At 47.3% G+C, this 17,268-nt stretch carries 18 protein-coding genes; 12 read left to right on the plus strand and 6 right to left on the minus strand.

What is annotated here, in order from left to right; all coding sequences use genetic code 11:
- From J0A65_RS12220 to ttcA, 11 genes are all read left to right on the plus strand, one after another.
- On the plus strand, positions 1-633 hold a 633-nt coding region (locus J0A65_RS12220; RefSeq protein WP_206594472.1), incomplete at its 5' end, for a cbb3-type cytochrome c oxidase subunit I.
- Between the two features lie 14 nt (positions 634-647).
- On the plus strand, positions 648-1,253 hold the full coding sequence (gene ccoO / locus J0A65_RS12225) for a cytochrome-c oxidase, cbb3-type subunit II (protein ID WP_206594473.1): 606 nt from the start codon (positions 648-650) through the stop codon (positions 1,251-1,253).
- A 1-nt stretch (position 1,254) separates the two neighbouring features.
- Positions 1,255-1,440, plus strand: coding sequence for a cbb3-type cytochrome oxidase subunit 3 (locus J0A65_RS12230; RefSeq protein WP_188694520.1), 186 nt, complete (start codon positions 1,255-1,257; stop codon positions 1,438-1,440).
- Entirely contained in the window at positions 1,433-2,386 is a 954-nt protein-coding gene (gene ccoP, locus J0A65_RS12235) for a cytochrome-c oxidase, cbb3-type subunit III (RefSeq protein ID WP_206594474.1), read from the plus strand. The genes J0A65_RS12230 and ccoP overlap by 8 nt, the downstream gene beginning before the upstream one ends.
- A 182-nt stretch (positions 2,387-2,568) precedes the next feature.
- Positions 2,569-3,057, plus strand: a complete 489-nt coding sequence (locus J0A65_RS12240; protein ID WP_206594475.1) for a FixH family protein — start codon at positions 2,569-2,571, stop codon at positions 3,055-3,057.
- A 17-nt stretch (positions 3,058-3,074) separates the two neighbouring features.
- Positions 3,075-5,444 carry a heavy metal translocating P-type ATPase gene (locus J0A65_RS12245; RefSeq protein WP_232849921.1) on the plus strand — a complete coding sequence of 790 codons (2,370 nt, stop codon included), beginning with the start codon at positions 3,075-3,077 and terminating at the stop codon, positions 5,442-5,444.
- Entirely contained in the window at positions 5,444-5,620 is a 177-nt protein-coding gene (gene ccoS / locus J0A65_RS12250) for a cbb3-type cytochrome oxidase assembly protein CcoS (protein ID WP_206594476.1), read from the plus strand. The genes J0A65_RS12245 and ccoS overlap by 1 nt, the downstream gene beginning before the upstream one ends.
- Positions 5,613-6,287, plus strand: coding sequence for a sulfite exporter TauE/SafE family protein (locus tag J0A65_RS12255; protein ID WP_206594477.1), 675 nt, complete (start codon positions 5,613-5,615; stop codon positions 6,285-6,287). The genes ccoS and J0A65_RS12255 overlap by 8 nt, the downstream gene beginning before the upstream one ends.
- 83 nt (positions 6,288-6,370) lie before the next feature.
- A complete protein-coding gene (fnr, locus tag J0A65_RS12260) occupies positions 6,371-7,102 on the plus strand; it encodes a fumarate/nitrate reduction transcriptional regulator Fnr (RefSeq protein WP_206594478.1) in 732 nt (243 codons plus the stop codon).
- An 83-nt stretch (positions 7,103-7,185) separates the two neighbouring features.
- The gene (uspE, locus tag J0A65_RS12265) at positions 7,186-8,118 is read left to right on the plus strand and encodes a universal stress protein UspE (protein WP_206594479.1); all 933 of its coding nucleotides are present in this window, start codon (positions 7,186-7,188) and stop codon (positions 8,116-8,118) included.
- A gap of 145 nt (positions 8,119-8,263) precedes the next feature.
- A complete protein-coding gene (gene ttcA, locus J0A65_RS12270; protein ID WP_206594480.1) occupies positions 8,264-9,172 on the plus strand; it encodes a tRNA 2-thiocytidine(32) synthetase TtcA in 909 nt (302 codons plus the stop codon).
- A 35-nt stretch (positions 9,173-9,207) separates the two neighbouring features.
- Here ttcA and J0A65_RS12275 read toward each other — a convergent pair whose 3' ends face one another.
- The 6 genes from J0A65_RS12275 to J0A65_RS12300 all read right to left on the minus strand — a co-directional run bounded on the left by J0A65_RS12275 (position 9,208) and on the right by J0A65_RS12300 (position 13,934).
- Complete coding sequence (locus J0A65_RS12275) at positions 9,208-9,855, minus strand: DUF2987 domain-containing protein (protein WP_206594481.1); 648 nt, start codon at positions 9,853-9,855, stop codon at positions 9,208-9,210.
- Positions 9,852-10,649 (minus strand): glucosaminidase domain-containing protein, encoded by a 798-nt coding sequence (locus J0A65_RS12280; protein WP_232849922.1) that lies wholly within the window; start codon positions 10,647-10,649, stop codon positions 9,852-9,854. Before J0A65_RS12280 ends, J0A65_RS12275 begins: the two co-directional genes overlap by 4 nt.
- Positions 10,624-11,370 (minus strand): hypothetical protein, encoded by a 747-nt coding sequence (locus J0A65_RS12285; protein WP_206594482.1) that lies wholly within the window; start codon positions 11,368-11,370, stop codon positions 10,624-10,626. Before J0A65_RS12285 ends, J0A65_RS12280 begins: the two co-directional genes overlap by 26 nt.
- A gap of 129 nt (positions 11,371-11,499) precedes the next feature.
- On the minus strand, positions 11,500-12,135 hold the full coding sequence (locus J0A65_RS12290; protein ID WP_206594483.1) for a LysE family translocator: 636 nt from the start codon (positions 12,133-12,135) through the stop codon (positions 11,500-11,502).
- 12 nt (positions 12,136-12,147) lie between these two features.
- Positions 12,148-12,855 (minus strand): Sir2 family NAD+-dependent deacetylase, encoded by a 708-nt coding sequence (cobB, locus tag J0A65_RS12295; protein ID WP_206594484.1) that lies wholly within the window; start codon positions 12,853-12,855, stop codon positions 12,148-12,150.
- Positions 12,852-13,934 carry a LacI family DNA-binding transcriptional regulator gene (locus J0A65_RS12300; RefSeq protein WP_269814664.1) on the minus strand — a complete coding sequence of 361 codons (1,083 nt, stop codon included), beginning with the start codon at positions 13,932-13,934 and terminating at the stop codon, positions 12,852-12,854. The genes cobB and J0A65_RS12300 overlap by 4 nt, the downstream gene beginning before the upstream one ends.
- A 342-nt stretch (positions 13,935-14,276) precedes the next feature.
- Between J0A65_RS12300 and J0A65_RS12305 the strand changes: the two genes are divergently transcribed.
- A complete protein-coding gene (locus J0A65_RS12305) occupies positions 14,277-17,234 on the plus strand; it encodes a TonB-dependent receptor (protein WP_206594486.1) in 2,958 nt (985 codons plus the stop codon).
- The last annotated feature ends 34 nt before the right edge of the window (positions 17,235-17,268 follow it).

Raw genomic sequence — 17,268 nt, forward strand, 5'->3', positions numbered from 1 at the left:
CTGCCTGACTGGGCGCAGTCTGTTGGTATGGTAATGTCAGTTATCCTGTTTGTTCCCAGCTGGGGCGGTATGATCAACGGTATCATGACCCTGTCCGGCGCGTGGCACAAACTACGTACTGACCCCGTCTTGCGCTTCCTGATTGTTTCTCTGTCTTTCTATGGCATGTCAACCTTCGAAGGCCCGATGATGGCGATTAAGACAGTAAATGCCTTGTCTCACTACACTGACTGGACTGTAGGTCACGTACACTCAGGTGCTTTGGGTTGGGTTGCGATGGTATCCATTGGCTCTATCTATCACTTGATTCCGATTTTGTTCGGTCAACCTAAGATGTACTCAACCAAATTGGTTAACGTGCATTTCTGGCTAGCAACTATCGGTGTAGTGCTTTACATCGTAGCCATGTGGATCTCTGGTGTTATGCAAGGCCTGATGTGGCGTGCAGTGAACACTGACGGAACGCTGACCTATACATTTATTGAGAGTATTGAAGCTTCCAAGCCATTCTACTTTGTTCGTTTCCTGGGTGGTGTATTCGTTGTTACGGGTATGCTGATTATGGCCTACAACTGCTATCGCACCATTAAGGCGCCTAAAGGCAGTCTGCAAGCTGAAGCACAACCAGCATAAGGAAACGCAGTATTATGAAAAACGTACATGAGTTAGTAGAAAAAAATACCGGCCTGATGGTGGTTATGATTCTGATCGTAATCAGCTTCGGTGCCCTGGTTGAAATCAGCCCCTTGATGTTTCAACGTCAGACCACAGAGCCGGTAGAAGGTCTTAAGCCTTACACTGCACTGCAGTTGGAAGGACGTGACATCTACATCCGTGAAGGTTGTGTTGGTTGCCATAGCCAGATGATTCGTCCATTCCGTTCAGAAACCGAGCGCTATGGTCACTACTCTGTTGCTGGTGAAACCGTGTGGGAACACCCCTTCCTGTGGGGCTCAAAGCGTACCGGTCCTGACTTGGCGCGCGTTGGCGGACGATACAGTGACGAATGGCACCGTGTTCACCTGATGGACCCACGCGCTGTGGTACCAGAGTCCAACATGCCCGCTTTCCCGTGGCTGGCGGAAAACACTCTGGACGGTGAGCTGACCGCTAAGAAAATGGAAGTCTTCCGCGATTTTGGCGTGCCTTACACAGATGAAGATATTGCTGGTGCTCAGGCTGCTGTAAAAGGCAAGACCGAAATGGAAGCCTTGATTGCTTACCTGCAATCGTTAGGCACGGCACTGAAATAACATGGACCAGATAACCGTCAATATCATCTGGACTTTGGCCATATTAGTTATATTTATTGCCATTGTGCTGTGGGCCTACAGTAAACGTGCCCAAAAAGGCTTCGAAGAGGCGGCAAACCTGGTGTTTGACGACGACAAGCCATCAGCCGAGGCAAACAAAAAGCGGGAGTCATCTAACAATGAGTAGCTTTTGGAGTATCTGGATCTCCGTCATTACTTTGGGGTCCATTCTGGGGTGTTTCCTTTTACTGCGCTGGTGCCTTAAAAATAAGACCGGTGTAAAAGAAGGTGACGATATGCACCACGAGTTTGACGGTATTGTTGAAATCAACAACCCGTTACCTCGCTGGTGGACCATTATGTTCTATGCCACCATCATCTGGGGCTTTGTCTACCTGGCACTGTACCCTGGTTTAGGTAACTTTAAAGGCCTGTTAGGCTGGGAAAGTTCGAACCAGGATATTCGTAGCCTGGCTGAATCCAAAGCAGCCCACGAGGAAGATTTGGCTAATGGCAGCCTGAACGAGTACAGCCGAGCTATCGCGGCGGCAGAAGAGCGCTTCGGCCCCATCTTTGCAGCTTACGCTCAGCGTAGTGTTGAAGATTTGGCTACCGATCAGGAAGCCCTGAAAGTCGGCCAGCGTTTGTTCCTGCAAAACTGTTCACAGTGCCATGGTTCAGATGCCCGCGGCCAGCGCGGCTTCCCGAATCTGACCGATAATGATTGGTTGTATGGCGGCAGCCCTGCACAGATCAAAGAAACCATTTTGCAAGGTCGCCACGCTGCGATGCCAGCCTGGGGTGATTCTTTGGGTGAGCAAGGTGTGAAGGAAGTGGTAGCTTATGCCCTTTCTTTAAGTGGTCGTAAGGTTGACCCTGTGCTAGCAGATGCCGGTCAGGCTAAGTACGCTATGTGTGCAGCCTGTCACGGTCAGGATGGTAAAGGCAATTACGCTTTTGGTGCGCCTAACCTGACTGACGACATTTGGTTGTATGGTGGCACTGAAATGGCCGTTACTGAGACAGTAATGCATGGTCGTAACGGTGTCATGCCTGCCTGGAAAGACATTCTGGGCGAGAACAAGATCCACCTGGTCACTGCTTATGTCTACAGCTTGTCCCATGACAAGTAAGCTCCGTCTTATTATCTAAGTTAAGCCCCGCTAATGTGGGGCTTTTTTGTATTTTAAAGGCAGATCTTTTTAACCCTGGCAGGTAAAATGCCGCTTTTATTGACCTGGCGCATGATGGTTCAATGAACCCTAAGTAGAATGCCGGCGTGAATTTGTAACTAATCCAACCAACTAGAGACGTTATGAGTCAAACTCCTCCCCCTTGGTATAAACAGTTTTGGCCATGGTTTTTAATTGCCATCCCCGTTACTTCAATAATCCTTAGCACAAAGATGCTGATGCTGGCCCTTGGCGGTAACGACAGCATGGTAATAGATGACTATTACAAGGAAGGTAAAGGTATCAATATGAATCTGGATAAAATCCAGCATGCCAGAGATCTGGGTATTGATATTCGCCTGCAGTTCAGTGATGAGAGCGTTCAGTTGGCATTTGCTGCGGGTAAACCAGAATCTGGCGCGGCACTGACCATGTATTTCCAGCATCCTACACTGGCTGATAAGGACTTTCAGTTACTGCTAACTCAGAATGCCTCTGGGGTGTTCAGCGGCGTGCTGACAGAGCCCATACAGGGTAAATGGAAAGTCACATTAGAGCCATTTGATAAGAGCTGGCGCGTATACCAGGATATTGGTTTACCACAATCTTCTCCCATTGTTTTTCGTCCTTGAATAAATAGGTAACGTCATTGATCTGTTTTCATTGTCACCAAGAGGTAACGGAACAAGGGCGTTACCAAGCTTTAGTCTTAGGCGAACAACAAGCAATGTGTTGCCCTGGTTGCCAGGCTGTTGCAGAGGCAATCGTTGCCAATGGTCTGGAAGATTATTATAAGTTTCGCACCGAGCCTGCTGAGCGGGCAGATGGGATGCAGTCTGACATCCTTGAGAAGCTGAAACTTTTCGACCAACCGGAATTGCAGGAAGAATTTGTCCTGGTCAAAGGCAAGGACAGTCAGGTTCAGCTAAGCCTGGATGGCATCAGTTGCGCGGCTTGTGCCTGGCTTATTGAGAAGAAGCTGGCCAAACTGCCTGGCATTAAACAAATTGCGGTCAATGTGAGTGCCAGACGTGCACTGGTAAGCTGGTACCCCGATCAACTTGCTTTAAGTGGTATCCTGGCTGCTATTGAAAACATTGGCTATCACGCACAGCCCTTCCACCCCAAACAGCAGGAAGAGCAATTTAAAAAGACCGAACAATCCTACTTAAAACGTATTGGTCTATCCGGTTTGATGACCATGCAGGTGATGATGATCGCCATTGCCTTATACTTTGGTCTGTTTGGCAATCTGGATGATGACATCCGCCAGTTTATGCATTGGGTGAGCCTGACCCTATCGGTACCGGTAGTATTGTATTCCGGCGCTATCTTTTACCAAGGGGCATGGCGTGCACTGCGCTCTGGTTCGGTAAATATGGATGTACCCATATCTGTGGCTATCTGGGCCCTGTTTATTGCCAGCGCCAAGGCCACTATCATCGCCGAGGGCGAAGTTTTTTTCGAATCGGTCTGTATGTTTATTTTTCTGCTGCTTATCAGCCGATTCCTCGAGCATAAGTCCAGACACAAAGCCGCCCAGATTTCGGCGAACATGAGTAAGTACATTCCCGTCACCGCCACCCTGCTTGAAAATGGGCAAGCCACGGACATACTGGCAAAACTGCTTAGGGTAGACCAACTGGTATTAGTCAAGGCCGGCGAAACCATTCCCGTGGATGGCGTGGTGATTGAGGGTGGCAGCCACGTCGATGAATCCATGCTGACCGGCGAGTTTGAACCCGTAAACAAAAAAGCCGGTGACGAAGTATTTGGCGGCGCGCTAAATCAAAGCGGTAGTTTAACCATTAAAGTGTTAAGGCCACTTAAAGAAGCCATGGTTAGCCAAATCCTGCGTTTACAAGACGAAGCCTTGCTCAATAAGCCAGCCATCGCCCAATTGGCAGACAGAATATCCAGCTATTTTGTAGTGGCCGTGTTGGCTATATCTGCCCTGACCTTTTGGTACTGGCACGCTCAGGGTAATGTGGACGCCTTCTGGATCACAGCCTCAGTGCTGGTAGCCACCTGCCCCTGTGCATTAGGTTTGGCCACACCTTCTGCTTTAACCTGCGCGATGGCAAGACTTAACCGGCAAGGCATTTTACTCAAGCGGGCCGATTTGCTTGAGTCTCTCACTGGGGTCAATATGCTGGCTTTTGATAAGACGGGCACGCTGACCGAAGGAAAATTCAGCATTCAGCAAGTGGTGAATCTGTCGACCTTGCCTGAACATCAAATTCTTGAGATTGCCGCGGCACTAGAAAAGCATTCAGAGCATCCGTTAGCTAAAGCTTTCAATGCTTATCAGGTAGAGCCCGCCACTCAGGTCGAGATTATCGCCGGATTAGGTCTCTGCGGAGAGGTCAACGGCGTACATTATCAGTTAGGCAGTTCGCACCTGATTAAACATGAGATTCCTACAGCCCTAAAGGAATGCAATGTGTTATTGGCTGACAAGCAGCAAGTATTAGCGGGATTCGTGCTAACTGACCAAGTACGAAGTGATGCCCTGAATATGCTTAGTGACCTGAAAGGATATGAGCGCTGTATTATTAGTGGTGACAGTCAGCACAATGTTGAAAAGATTGCCGCACAGCTGCAGATAACCAAAATGTACAGTCAGTGTCGACCGGAACAGAAACTAAATACGGTGAAAACCCTGCAAGAAAAGGGTCACCATGTGTTAATGGTAGGCGATGGCATCAATGACACACCGGTCTTGGCAGCCGCCCAGGTATCAGTTGCCGTTGGCGGAGCGACAGACTTAGCAAAAAATGCCGCCGATATTATATTGATCAACCCGACCCTGACGTTGCTGCCCGAATTGTTCAAAATGGCTCAGCGCACCAAACAGAAGATTATGCAAAACATGGGGTGGGCCTTAGGATACAATGTACTGGTGCTGCCTCTTGCGGTGTCTGGCTATCTTACCCCTTGGTTGGGCGTGATAGGCATGTCGCTTAGCTCAATTATCGTAGTGGCCAATTCGGTGCGACTACTCAAAGCGGAGTCATAATGGGCATTCTGTATATCCTAATTCCTCTGGCCATTGTGATTGTGACTGTGGCTATTCTGATTTTCTTTTGGGCAGTAAAAGCCGGCCAGTTTGAAGATCTGGAACGTCAGGGACACAATATTTTGTTCGACGACGACAAAGAACAGAAAAATAAGGCAAATCAGTCACGTGACTGAACTAAATCTACTGTCAGCCTTATTATTGGGATTGGCTGGTAGCGTTCATTGTGTGGCCATGTGCGGCGGCATTGTCGGGGCGTTAAGCTTTTCCATTCCGCCTAAAAAACGCCCACTTCCCTATGAACTTGGCTATCACTTCGGCCGTTTATTTAGTTATACCTGCGCAGGGGCCATCACTGGTGGACTCGGGATGCTTTTTTCCCATCAAGTCGCAGGGGGCATTCATTTACTGACAACTCTCAGTGCGCTTTTTTTGTTAGCCATGGCTTTGTATATTGGGAATTGGTGGCGTGGTTTGTCATGGTTGGAAAAACAAGGTGCCCGATTATGGAAACCGCTCGTGCCATTATCTAAGCGCTTTATTCCATTTAAACACCCTGTTGCTGCTATCCCCTACGGTATGATTTGGGGCTGGCTACCCTGTGGCTTGGTATACTCTACTCTCACCTGGAGTATGGCCAGTGGCTCCTCTTTAACCGGCGCCCTGACCATGTTCACTTTTGGGCTTGGAACATTACCTGGTCTTTTAACACTTGGGCGCTTCAGTCAACACATAAGACCACTTTTGAATAATCCGCGTAGCCGGCTGGTAATTTCCATTGTCCTCGCGGCATTTGCAGCTTGGTTGCTGCTATCGCCATTGATTGTCAAAGCTATAGGCTAACCCGCCATAAATTCGAATTCGCTTTAACCAAGTGCAAAAAATGCTAAGCTAGCAGCCTGTTTGCATGTTAAGCCGTGTCTACTATGAATCAACACCGCGAATGTACTATTAGTTGTCAAAATTGCAGTATTAGTCAGCTCTGTCTGCCTTTTACCCTGAATGACAACGAACTGGATAAACTGGACAACATTATTCAGCGTAAACGCCCCTTCCAGAAGAACGAGCGTTTGTTTCAATCAGGGGACAAGCTGAATAGCTTATATGCTGTGCGTTCCGGATCATTTAAAAGCTTTGTTTTGGCGCCTGACGGTGAAGAACAAATAACAGCCTTTCACCTGCCTGGTGACATTATCGGCTTTGATGCAATTCATCACCAAGTGCACAAGAGTTTTGCCCAAGCGTTAGAAACGTCTATGGTCTGTGAAATCCCCTTCCAAACTATGGAAGTATTGTCAGGGGATCTGCCGCGCTTGCGTCAGCAAGTGATGCGTCTGATGAGCCACGAAATTCAGGCGGATCAGGATATGTTTATGTTGCTGAATAAGCGCACTGCTAATCAGCGGTTGGCACATTTCCTCGCGCATTTGGGGGAGCGATACCATGATCGTGGTTTCTCCGGTAGTCAGTTTAGACTGAGCATGACCCGCGCTGAAATTGGCAATTATCTGGGGCTGACGGTTGAAACCATCAGCCGCCTGCTAACTAAGTTCCAGAAACAAGGCTTAATTCAGGTGGATGGAAAATTCATTACCTTGGTTGACCCTAAGCAGTTAAGAGAACACCAGGAAAATACACAACTGTCAGTTAACAGTTAGATAAACTGGCTTTGATCTGGCACAAAGGCTAATAAGGTTAACTAAACTAGACTTAAGCTAGTCGGAGTAAAAGCGAAGAGGCAATGATGAACTACAAAAAATTGTTGGTAGTGATTGACCCAACCACCGAGCAGCAAAAAGCCCTAAAGCGAGCTCTGCTAATTGCGGAGAAAACTGGGGCCAGCATTACGGCCTTTTTGTCTATTTACGATTTCTCATACGAAATGACCACAATGTTATCGGTTGACGAGCGTGAAACCATGCGCCAGGCCGTGGTGGACGACAGAACCGAATGGCTGACCGAATTACTCAGTAAACAAGTCAATAATGCCGCTTTGGCGTTAGATGCCAAGGTGGTGTGGCACAACAGACCTTTTGAAAGCATTATTTATGAGACTATTGAGCATGGCTATGACCTGATAGTTAAAGGCACCCATGAGCATGGTGGTCTTAAATCGGTCATATTCACCCCAACCGACTGGCATTTGATGCGCAAAGCACCCGTACCTGTGCTGTTGGTGAAAGAACATGCCTGGCCCGAGCAAGGTCAGATTATTGCTGCGGTTAATGTGGGTACAGCAGATGAAGAGCATAGTTCGCTCAACCAGAAAGTGACCCATACCGCATTGGCTTTTGCCCGCACACTTAATGGCCAGGTCAACCTGGTTAATTCCTACCCCGGTACGCCAGTGAATATTGCCATCGAAATACCAGAGTTTGATCCGGGCAGTTTCAATGAATCGGTGCGCAATCACCACACCGAGGCGATGAAGACCTTCGCCAGCAATCATGGTATTGCGCCCCAGCACTGCTTTGTCAAAGAAGGCTTGCCTGAGGATGTGATACCCACCGTTGCTGCTGACGTAGATGCTGAATTAGTGGTTATTGGCACTGTTGGTCGTCATGGTATATCTGCCGCCTTGATAGGCAATACCGCTGAGCATGTTATCGATATGCTCGATTGTGATGTATTGGCGGTTAAACCTGATGGTTTTATTAGTCCGTTACAAAAATGAAGATAGTAAGGGCCGCCAGTTTGGCGGCTTTTTTTTACCCTAATTATTCAGACCCGCCGCTAAGCTATCCCCTCCTCCAGACACAGAAAATATGTAACTTGTGGTCAAGCTAGGTATAATCCCGCCCTCATTGCAGAGGTGGCCTATGACCCGATTAGACGAATTAAGCGCAAAGCAAAAATACAGCTTCAACAAACTCCAAAAACGCTTGCGGCGCTGTGCCGGAAAAGCCATTGACGATTTCAACATGATCGAAGATGGTGACAAAGTGATGGTGTGCCTGTCTGGCGGGAAAGATAGCTATGCAATGTTGGATATTTTGCGTTACTTACAAAAAGTGGCGCCCATTCATTTTGAGCTGATAGCAGTAAACCTGGATCAGAAGCAGCCTGGCTTTCCTGCGCATGTATTGCCTGAGTATCTGGACAGCCAAGGCGTTGACTACAAGATAGTCAATGAAGATACCTACAGCATAGTGAAAGAGAAGATCCCAGAAGGTAAAACGACGTGCTCACTGTGTTCAAGGTTACGTCGCGGCATTCTTTATCGTACGGCGACCGAGTTGGGGGCAACCAAAATTGCGCTCGGCCATCATCGCGATGACATGCTGGAAACCCTGTTTCTGAATATGTTTTATGGTGGCAAATTGAAATCCATGCCGCCTAAGTTAGTAAGCGACGACGGCAAACAAATGGTGATCAGGCCATTGGCTTACTGTGCAGAAAAGGACCTAACACGCTATGCCGATATGATGGCCTTCCCCATCATTCCCTGTAATTTATGTGGTTCGCAGGAAAATCTGCAGCGCAAGGTCATTAAGCAAATGCTGCAGCAGTGGGACAAACAACATCCGGGCCGCATTGAAAACATGGCTCGCGCCCTGCAAAGCGTTACGCCATCTCATCTGGCCGATCCTAACCTATTTGATTTTGTCGGTCTAAAGACCCAGGATCAGCCTTATGAAGGCGGGGATATTGGCTTTGACGAGCCTCAAATAGAACTTCAGCGCAATAGGGATGAAGAGCAGTTAGTACAGATTGTACAGTTAAACTGATTTGGTTGGGGAGGATCCCCTCCCCCGACGCTTGTCTACTTGGTGATTGCCGTGATGCGATAGGGTTTGGTTGGAAACTCAATTCGCTGAGATTTATTCAACCACTGCTCATCCAGGCTTAGCTCCCCTTTTTCAATACGAAGAGACGGCTCAATCATACCGTCGACACGCACCGAACCTTCAGTCTGTGGAGGAAAATGCAACACAATGCCTTTGACTGAGGGCATCATAAAAGACAAGAAGCTGCCCATACTGTCAAAAAACTCTGTGTATTGTTCGTTGACCGCCTTTAATTCCGCCAGATCATAGCTGGATTTCAAATAGGCTGGCTTAGTTTCAAGCTGAACCGACATATCACACTGATTGACCGGCTCGCGGAGTTCAAAACGGGCCACGGCCTTAGCCAAACTCAAGGCTTTCTCGGATGGCACGGTAAAGCGCTGTTCTGGCGTTATTTCAATAGCAATATCTTGTTTTTGGGTATGCAGATAAGCCGACTCAAGAAGACACATCTGTTTGGTTTGATGGTGCATAAACCCAAAGGCAAACTGCAAGGCGGACAACTCGTCCTTGTCCAGCTTACGGGTATGGCTATATAGGGTGGAATAATCCAGTTCCAAAGGCTCAGCTAACGCAGGCAATGCAGCGGATACGGCCAGCAGGCCAGCAATCATCATTCTCATGAAGTTAAATATTTCCTGTTTGTGCGAATCATATGCAGTAATTCATCGATGTAATCCTGACCACGCTCTGAGTAACTCATCAACCCCTCAACCAGATATTCAGCGGTGACAGATTGCTGATTACGGCGCAAGCTGGCGCGGATCCCGCGCAGCTCGCTGTAAGCATAATGGCTATTAATGTTAGCCAGGTAAGCTTTCACTGCATGCGACAAATCCTTGAATTTTGCTACCTCGTGACCGGCATCGTCATCCCGTTGTTTCGGTACAAAGCCACAACCTTTTCGAAAGCACCACATGCCAAAAAAATTAAACCCCTGCCTGGCAAAACGAGACGTCCCCCAGGCGGATTCATTGGCGGCCTGAACTAAGACTAGCTCGACGGGAACAATATCTACGCGACGCAACAAACGATTAATGCCATCAACATCATGGGGCAAAGCGTCCAACTTATAACTTTGGCTGAGTTTTGTTAGCTTGTTCTTTTGATAGCGGCTCAGAGGCTGCCCATCGATCATTTTCTGACGTATTGCCTGTAATAAGTTGCGATCATTGAGAATGATTTGATTGTGATATTCCACTGCCGGGCGAAGATAGTCGAAAAATGCCTGTTTTTTTTCATCCACATCAGTGTAGAGATCAAAATCAGGCACAGGCTGATGCAATTGTTCGGGGGCAGGAATAAGGGCTTCAGGCTCGCGCTGTAAAAAAGGGTAAAGCAACGCAAAGCCCACAAGGGCAAAAAACACGCCTTGTATTAGTTTACCTTTGTCAGGCATGAAAGATCGATTCGCCATTTTGAGATGCTCCATCTTGTCCCGTCAAGCGGACAGCAACGCCGAATATATCCCTGTATAGCACGCCTTTCATGTTGTAGTAAAAAGGTCCAACCCAAATAAATGCAATACCGAAGGTGGCAATAACTAATACAAACAGCAAGGCAAAAAGCAAATAAAGCAAGACAAACTGTTGCCACTTAAAGCTGACAACGCGAATCGACACAAAAATTGCGCGCATCGGCGTCAGGCCTTTCTCTATAACTAACGGCAAGGTAAAACTGCAAGCAATCATTAAGAATAAGCCGGGCACAATAAATAACAGTAAGCCCAACTCTACTAACAAGCTAACTAGCAATGCACTTAGCGAGAGGATCAAGGCCTTGGGCAAAAAATGAAACAAATGCGAGGGACGGGATTGCCCTCCTACCGCATGATTTATGCCCATCATCATCAGTCCGGTGATCAGGGGAGCGGTTAACAAGGTCAGCAGAATTTCTGTCATCAACTGAACATTTGGCGCCATTAAATCCAGACCTTTAAATTGCGCTAAGTTAGCCAGTATCAACACTGCCAGTAAGGCCAAAGAAAACACCAGCAACATGGCCTGTACCATGACCCATTTGGTTTTCTGTGTTAGCGCCCAAGCTTCATTTATCAAGCCTTTAAGATCCAGGGCAAAATCGCCAGCCATGGCCTTTTGCAGGCTACCCCCAAGTATCAGTGTTTTCTTCTCTTCCAAGCGTCTTAACCTTTAATTCAGAAAAACCTGACTATGATACCAGTTGTTCGCCTGTTGGGGCGAAGGGCTTCGAAGAATCAATGCCTGATTGTACGAATTTCCATCACTCAAAAGCGCAACAAGCATTGTTTAGCCAGCCACCACCAAACGCACAGCCAGCAAAATCAACAAAATGCCCATTATGCGATCAAACCAGTAGCCTTTACTTTGCAAAAAGGTTCTGACCGCACCGGAGCCCAAGAGGAAGGACAACGCCACAAACCACAGACCGGTGGCCAACGCCAGATACAGGCCATAAACCAGCTTAACTTGCAGAGGTGTCGTCACTGAGATAACCACAGCGAAAAGGGATAAGAAAAACAGGGTGGCTTTGGGATTCAATCCATTGGTAATAAAGCCAATAACAAAAGCCTTTTTATCTGACAAGTGACCCGACTTTGCCTGCGCTTCAGCAGCTTTCCCGCTGTGGCTTGTCATTGCCCTGATACCTATATAGGCAAGATAGGCAGCGGCCGCATAACTAAGCGCAGTGAATAACCAGGGAGTGGTTTGGATTAGAAGACCAATACCAAGTAAGGAATAAGCAACGTGCAAGAGAATGGCGAGGCCTATGCCGACACTGGTGAATATAGCGGTACGTCTGCCGTAGCTAACACTATGTTTTAACACTATCGCGAAATCTGGCCCTGGACTGGCTACTGCGAGTAAATGCACAGTGGCGATGGTGATGAACTCCAACCAATAAGGTTGTAACTGCTCTAACATGGTATATCGCTCTTACATCTGGCCGGCCAATAATGCTGACACATAGTCTGGTACTAACTGCGTTGCTCGTCCCTGACGCTTTTCAGCAAACTGACTGGGACTGGATTCTAAATTCAGTTCAACGGTGTGCGCCCCGGCGTGAATCGCTTCTTCTACAAAGCCAGCAGCGGGGTAAACATTACCTGAGGTACCAATGGAAATAAAAAGATCAGCATTCCATATGGCATCCATTATTTGTTCCATAAACAGCGGCATTTCACCGAACCATACAATATGTGGCCGCAAGGGCTGGGCCGGTCGGCAGCAGCTACAGCGATCATCACCATTAAAGGTGCGATGCATGTCAACTATTTGCTGACTATGAGTACACCTGGCTTTCAACAGTTCGCCATGCATGGCTAGTAGATTTTGACTGCCAGCCTGCTGATGAAGATTATCAACATTCTGAGTAATTAGTAAAAACTGGCCCTTACAGCCTTTTTCCAAGTTAACTAAAGCATGGTGAGCCGCGTTGGGTAACACATCACCCGTTAACAACTGTTGACGTCTGGCATTATAAAACGCATAGACGAGCTGTGGATTTGCCGCGAATGCTTCTGGGGTGGCGACGTCTTCTACCCGATGGTTTTCCCATAAGCCATCATTATCGCGAAATGTCTTTAAACCGGACTCAGCGGAAATCCCAGCGCCGGTAAGGACGACAATATTTTTGTACTTCATACTGCGTGACGTTGTGTTGACTCTCTGACCACCAATTCCGGTTCAAAGTGCTGGTGTACTGTCTCTACTTTGCCTTTTCCAGCACGCTGCAACATGATTTGTGATATCAGTAGGCTGGCCGCCTTCTTGGCTATCAGGTTGGTAGGTTGGGCGGCAGTGGTTAGCTTTGGCCAGGTCTGACGTGAGAACGGGCTGTCTTCGAATCCGGCAATAGATAACTGTTCAGGAACCGACACATTAGATAAGCGGGAAGCAAATAGCGCACCGGCTGCAATTTCATCGTTACAGGCAAAAATGGCGGTTGGCGGTTTATCCAGCGCTAATAAATGTTTCGCGCCTTTCACCCCTGATTCAAACGAGTACTGTCCGTCAAATATGTAATCAGGAACAATCTCAATTCCCGCGTCTTCGAGAGCGGCCCGATAACCGTTAAGGCGCTCGTCTGTAGAACGGTGTCCTTTGTCACCGCTGATAAATGCAATATCACGGTGACCCAGCTCAAGTAAATGTTTGGTAATTTGATACGCCGCCTCATGGTCATGAACAAAAATACAAGGGGTGGCCTCGGGTTTATGTCCTGAGCCAGAAATAATGCGCACAAACTGAATGTCCATTTCAGCCAGTGTGCTCATGACCTCAGGCATTTCAGACAAGGGCGGTGAAATAACCAAACCTGCTAACTGTGATTTGGTCACCATGTTTTTTAGTTCTTCGCATATTGTCGGCGAACTGGCATTACAAGGGTGAATGATCAGCTCATACCCCTTGTCACGACACTCGGCCAGAATACCATTCTGCATATCAATGACGTAATAGGCATTTGGATTGTCGTATACATAGCCCATAGTGTAAGAGCGAGTTCCAGCCAAATTTCTGGCAGCCAAATTCGGCTCATATTTCAACTCGCGAATGGCAGCCGAAACCTTTTCCACCGTATCTGCGCGAACAGACGCTTCCTTGTTAATAACTCTGGAAACCGTTTTTATTGATACGCCGGCCAATTGGGCGACATCTTTAATTGTTGATTTCATTTGGTTTCTCTCGGCTCGATTGGCCGTTAGTAAACATGATGTATGCAATAAATGCCAGTGCTTTGCTACCCTTGTTTAGAGATCTTTCGCACCGTTGCCTTTAATCACTAACTGGGGAACTTAAGATAACTAACTTATTACTTTTTTTTCTAATTAATTTGACAATATGGATGAACTATCACGTCACCCGCCTTCCCGTTACTTTGTATTTACATTGAGAAGCCCCCACTTGTAACCACATTGTAAAAAAACTGGTTGCTATGCTCAAAATTCTCATGTAGCTTTAACCGATGACAACGCTGTCATCCAGTTATTACAGCGCTTGTCATTTTAAATAAAAACAAATGACAACGTTGTCATTTATACAATTCAGCTTCATGAGAGGGCATCATGACATCAACCAAACTCAATAAGATCACGCAGGGGCTTAAGCTGGCTCTGGTCGTGGGCGCGACTATCAGTTCTCAACAAGTGACCGCACAGGAAGCACAGCAAGCCGAAGGTGTTGAAACCATCGAAATTCGCGGTTTGCGCGCATCAACTCAAGCAGACTTGAACAACAAACGCTTTGCTGATGGTATTCTTGACAGTATTACTGCTGAAGACATTGGTAAGCTGCCAGATTTAACCTTAGCTGATACATTACAGCGCGTTGCAGGTGTGCAGATTACACGTTCTGCAGGTGAAGGTTCTGCAGTGAATATTCGTGGTGTAGGCGAAGTTGGCACATTATTGAATGGTGAGCAGTTCCTGAGTGCGGGCTCTATTACCACGGTTCAGCCTAACTTCTCTGATATTTCTTCTTCGTTGGTAAGTGGAATCGATGTTCACAAGTCCCCTACTTCTAAAATATTGGCCGGTGGTATCTCAGGTACTTTGGACCTGAAAACTATACGTCCGTTCGATCTCAAAGAAGGATTTACCTACGTTGGTTCCGCTGAGTTAACCCGTGGTAACTACACTAAAGAGAATGACAAGAAAATTACCTCATTCTTTGGTTACAACGACGAAAAATTTGGCGTAACAGCTTCTATTTCCTGGGATACCAACACGCTAGCAAACTATCGCCTAGGCACTCCAAATATTGGTTGGTCTGGTGCACAAACTGAAGGTGATGCGTGGGATGGCATCGGTGAAGACCGCACAGGCGACGGCGATAAAGACGATGCATTGGTGACCTTTATCGGTTACGGCAACATGGGACGTCAATCTGAACGTGAACGTTTAGGTGTTGTAACTACATTGCAAGCTCAGTTAAGCGATTCCATCCAAATGGTTGCTGACGTTTTCTACACCGAAATGGATGACGCCGATCGTTCTATTGGCATGGTAGCAGATAACGCATGGGGTTATTTCGGCTGGGAAGAGCATGGTAGCGATTTGGTCAAGCGCGGTACCATCAGTGATGGTGGTCTTGCCGGTGCAGATCTGTATACGGCGAATACAGGCACCTTGTACGCACCTCGCGTAGCTTCCACATCAGAAAGCCGCACTAATGATCGTGACTCTCTGAACATGAATCTTGAGTTCACCTTTGACAATGGTGGCCCATTGAGCGGTTCGGTGCGTTATTTACACGGTGAAGGGCAGCGTGAAACTACACATAATATCGTTCAGGCGTTCTTGACTGATGGTTCCAAGCAGAATCTGTTCCGTAACGATGGTACTGGTGAAATACCAGTGCATCCTGAAGGCTATTCTGATCTAGTGCCTATTGAAAGAGACTTTTCTGGTAAACATCCGCAATTAAAGCTGCCCTCATTGGGTGGTGGGATGAGCGATTACGCAATAGTTTCTACCTACTCTGAAGAAAACTATTACGAAGAGGCCACTCTTGATGTGTTGCGTGCCGACGGTACTTACGAATTCGATACCAGTCACCTACGTGCCGTAGAATTTGGTGTGCGTAAAGGTAAACGTGATGTTACCCGAGACACTTATGTATTGCTTGCCCCGATCAATCAAGATGGTCTGTCAAACGATGTAATGTGGAAAGACCAGGGTGAAGTCGCAAACGATACAAACGGTGATGGTGAGTTCAGTCGTGCCGGTGGTGACAAAACTATTGGTTATGACAATTACTTAAATTTTGCCAACTTACCTTCATCTTGGGTTATTCAGTCTGGTGACTTTGGTCCAGTTAATGTAGGTAACTTCTACTTTATCAACCCAGAAATACTGGATGACCATATCGGTTTCCAAAATGAACTGTACCCCGGTAACTTCAAAGCATCTCAGCCAGGTGATAGTTATAAAGTACAGGAAAACACCAAGTCTGCTTATTTTAATGTCAAGTTGGATGGCCAGTTAGGTGAAATGCCATATAAAGCTAATGTCGGCTTGCAATACATTAAGACTGACCTGACTGTCGCTCAGAACCTGTTGGGTTCCGACGTTATCTGTCGCGCCTGTCCAGGTATAGTAGCTGATGTGGGTGACGTAGTGACTGATCGTTCATTCAGCGATACGCTACCGTCTGTTAACTTCAAACTGAATCTGACTGATGAACTGATCGCGCGTGCCAGTTACGGTAAAACGATGACTCGTTTGAACACCCGTAACCTGGGTGCTGGTATGACAGTAAATAGTACGATTAACCAAGGTGAAGTCAGCGATGTACCGGTTGGTGAGCGTTACGCCGTTGAAGCGAATCGTGGCGGTAACCCTAACTTGGCGCCTACTCGTGCAACCAATCATGACCTGACGTTGGAATGGTACTTTACAGATTCCGCCTTGCTAAGTGTCGCTTGGTTTAAGATGGATGTTGAGTCCTACATTGGAACAGATGTCACTAGAGAGTATGTACCAGACCCATCCGATGGCGTAGTTCGTCGCCAAGTAGATGTTCGCGGTCCAGTTAATGGTGACGGTGGCAGTATTAAGGGTTGGGAGTTTGCCTATCAGCAAGGCTTTGATTTCTTACCTGGTTTCTGGAGTGGTTTCGGTGCAGGCTTGAACTATACCTATGCGCCTAGCACTTCTGACACGCTGGACTTCGAAGGTAACGAACTACCCCTGGCCGAGAACTCTGAAAATTCGGGCAACGCGGTACTGTGGTATGAGAAGGACGGTTGGCAATTCCGTATTGCCGCTAACTATCGCAGTGAGCGCTTTATCGGTCAAAATGGCCGTAACTTTGGTGGCGGTGGTCTAGCGCTATATGCTAAGCCAACTACTTACGTGGATATGTCTGCCAGCTACGACTTCAATGACAATGTTAGCGTATACTTCTCTGGTAGCAATCTGACCAAAGAGTTTGAGGACCAATATTTCCAATGGGAAGATTACACTGTCGCTCAGGATATCTACGAGCGTCGTTTGACCGTGGGTGTGCGTGGACGTTGGTAACAACTAGGTAAGTTAAAAAAGTCCTCGATTTCGG

The sequence above is a fragment of the Bowmanella yangjiangensis genome, assembly GCF_017255015.1.
GTDB classification, from domain to species: domain Bacteria; phylum Pseudomonadota; class Gammaproteobacteria; order Enterobacterales; family Alteromonadaceae; genus Bowmanella; species Bowmanella yangjiangensis.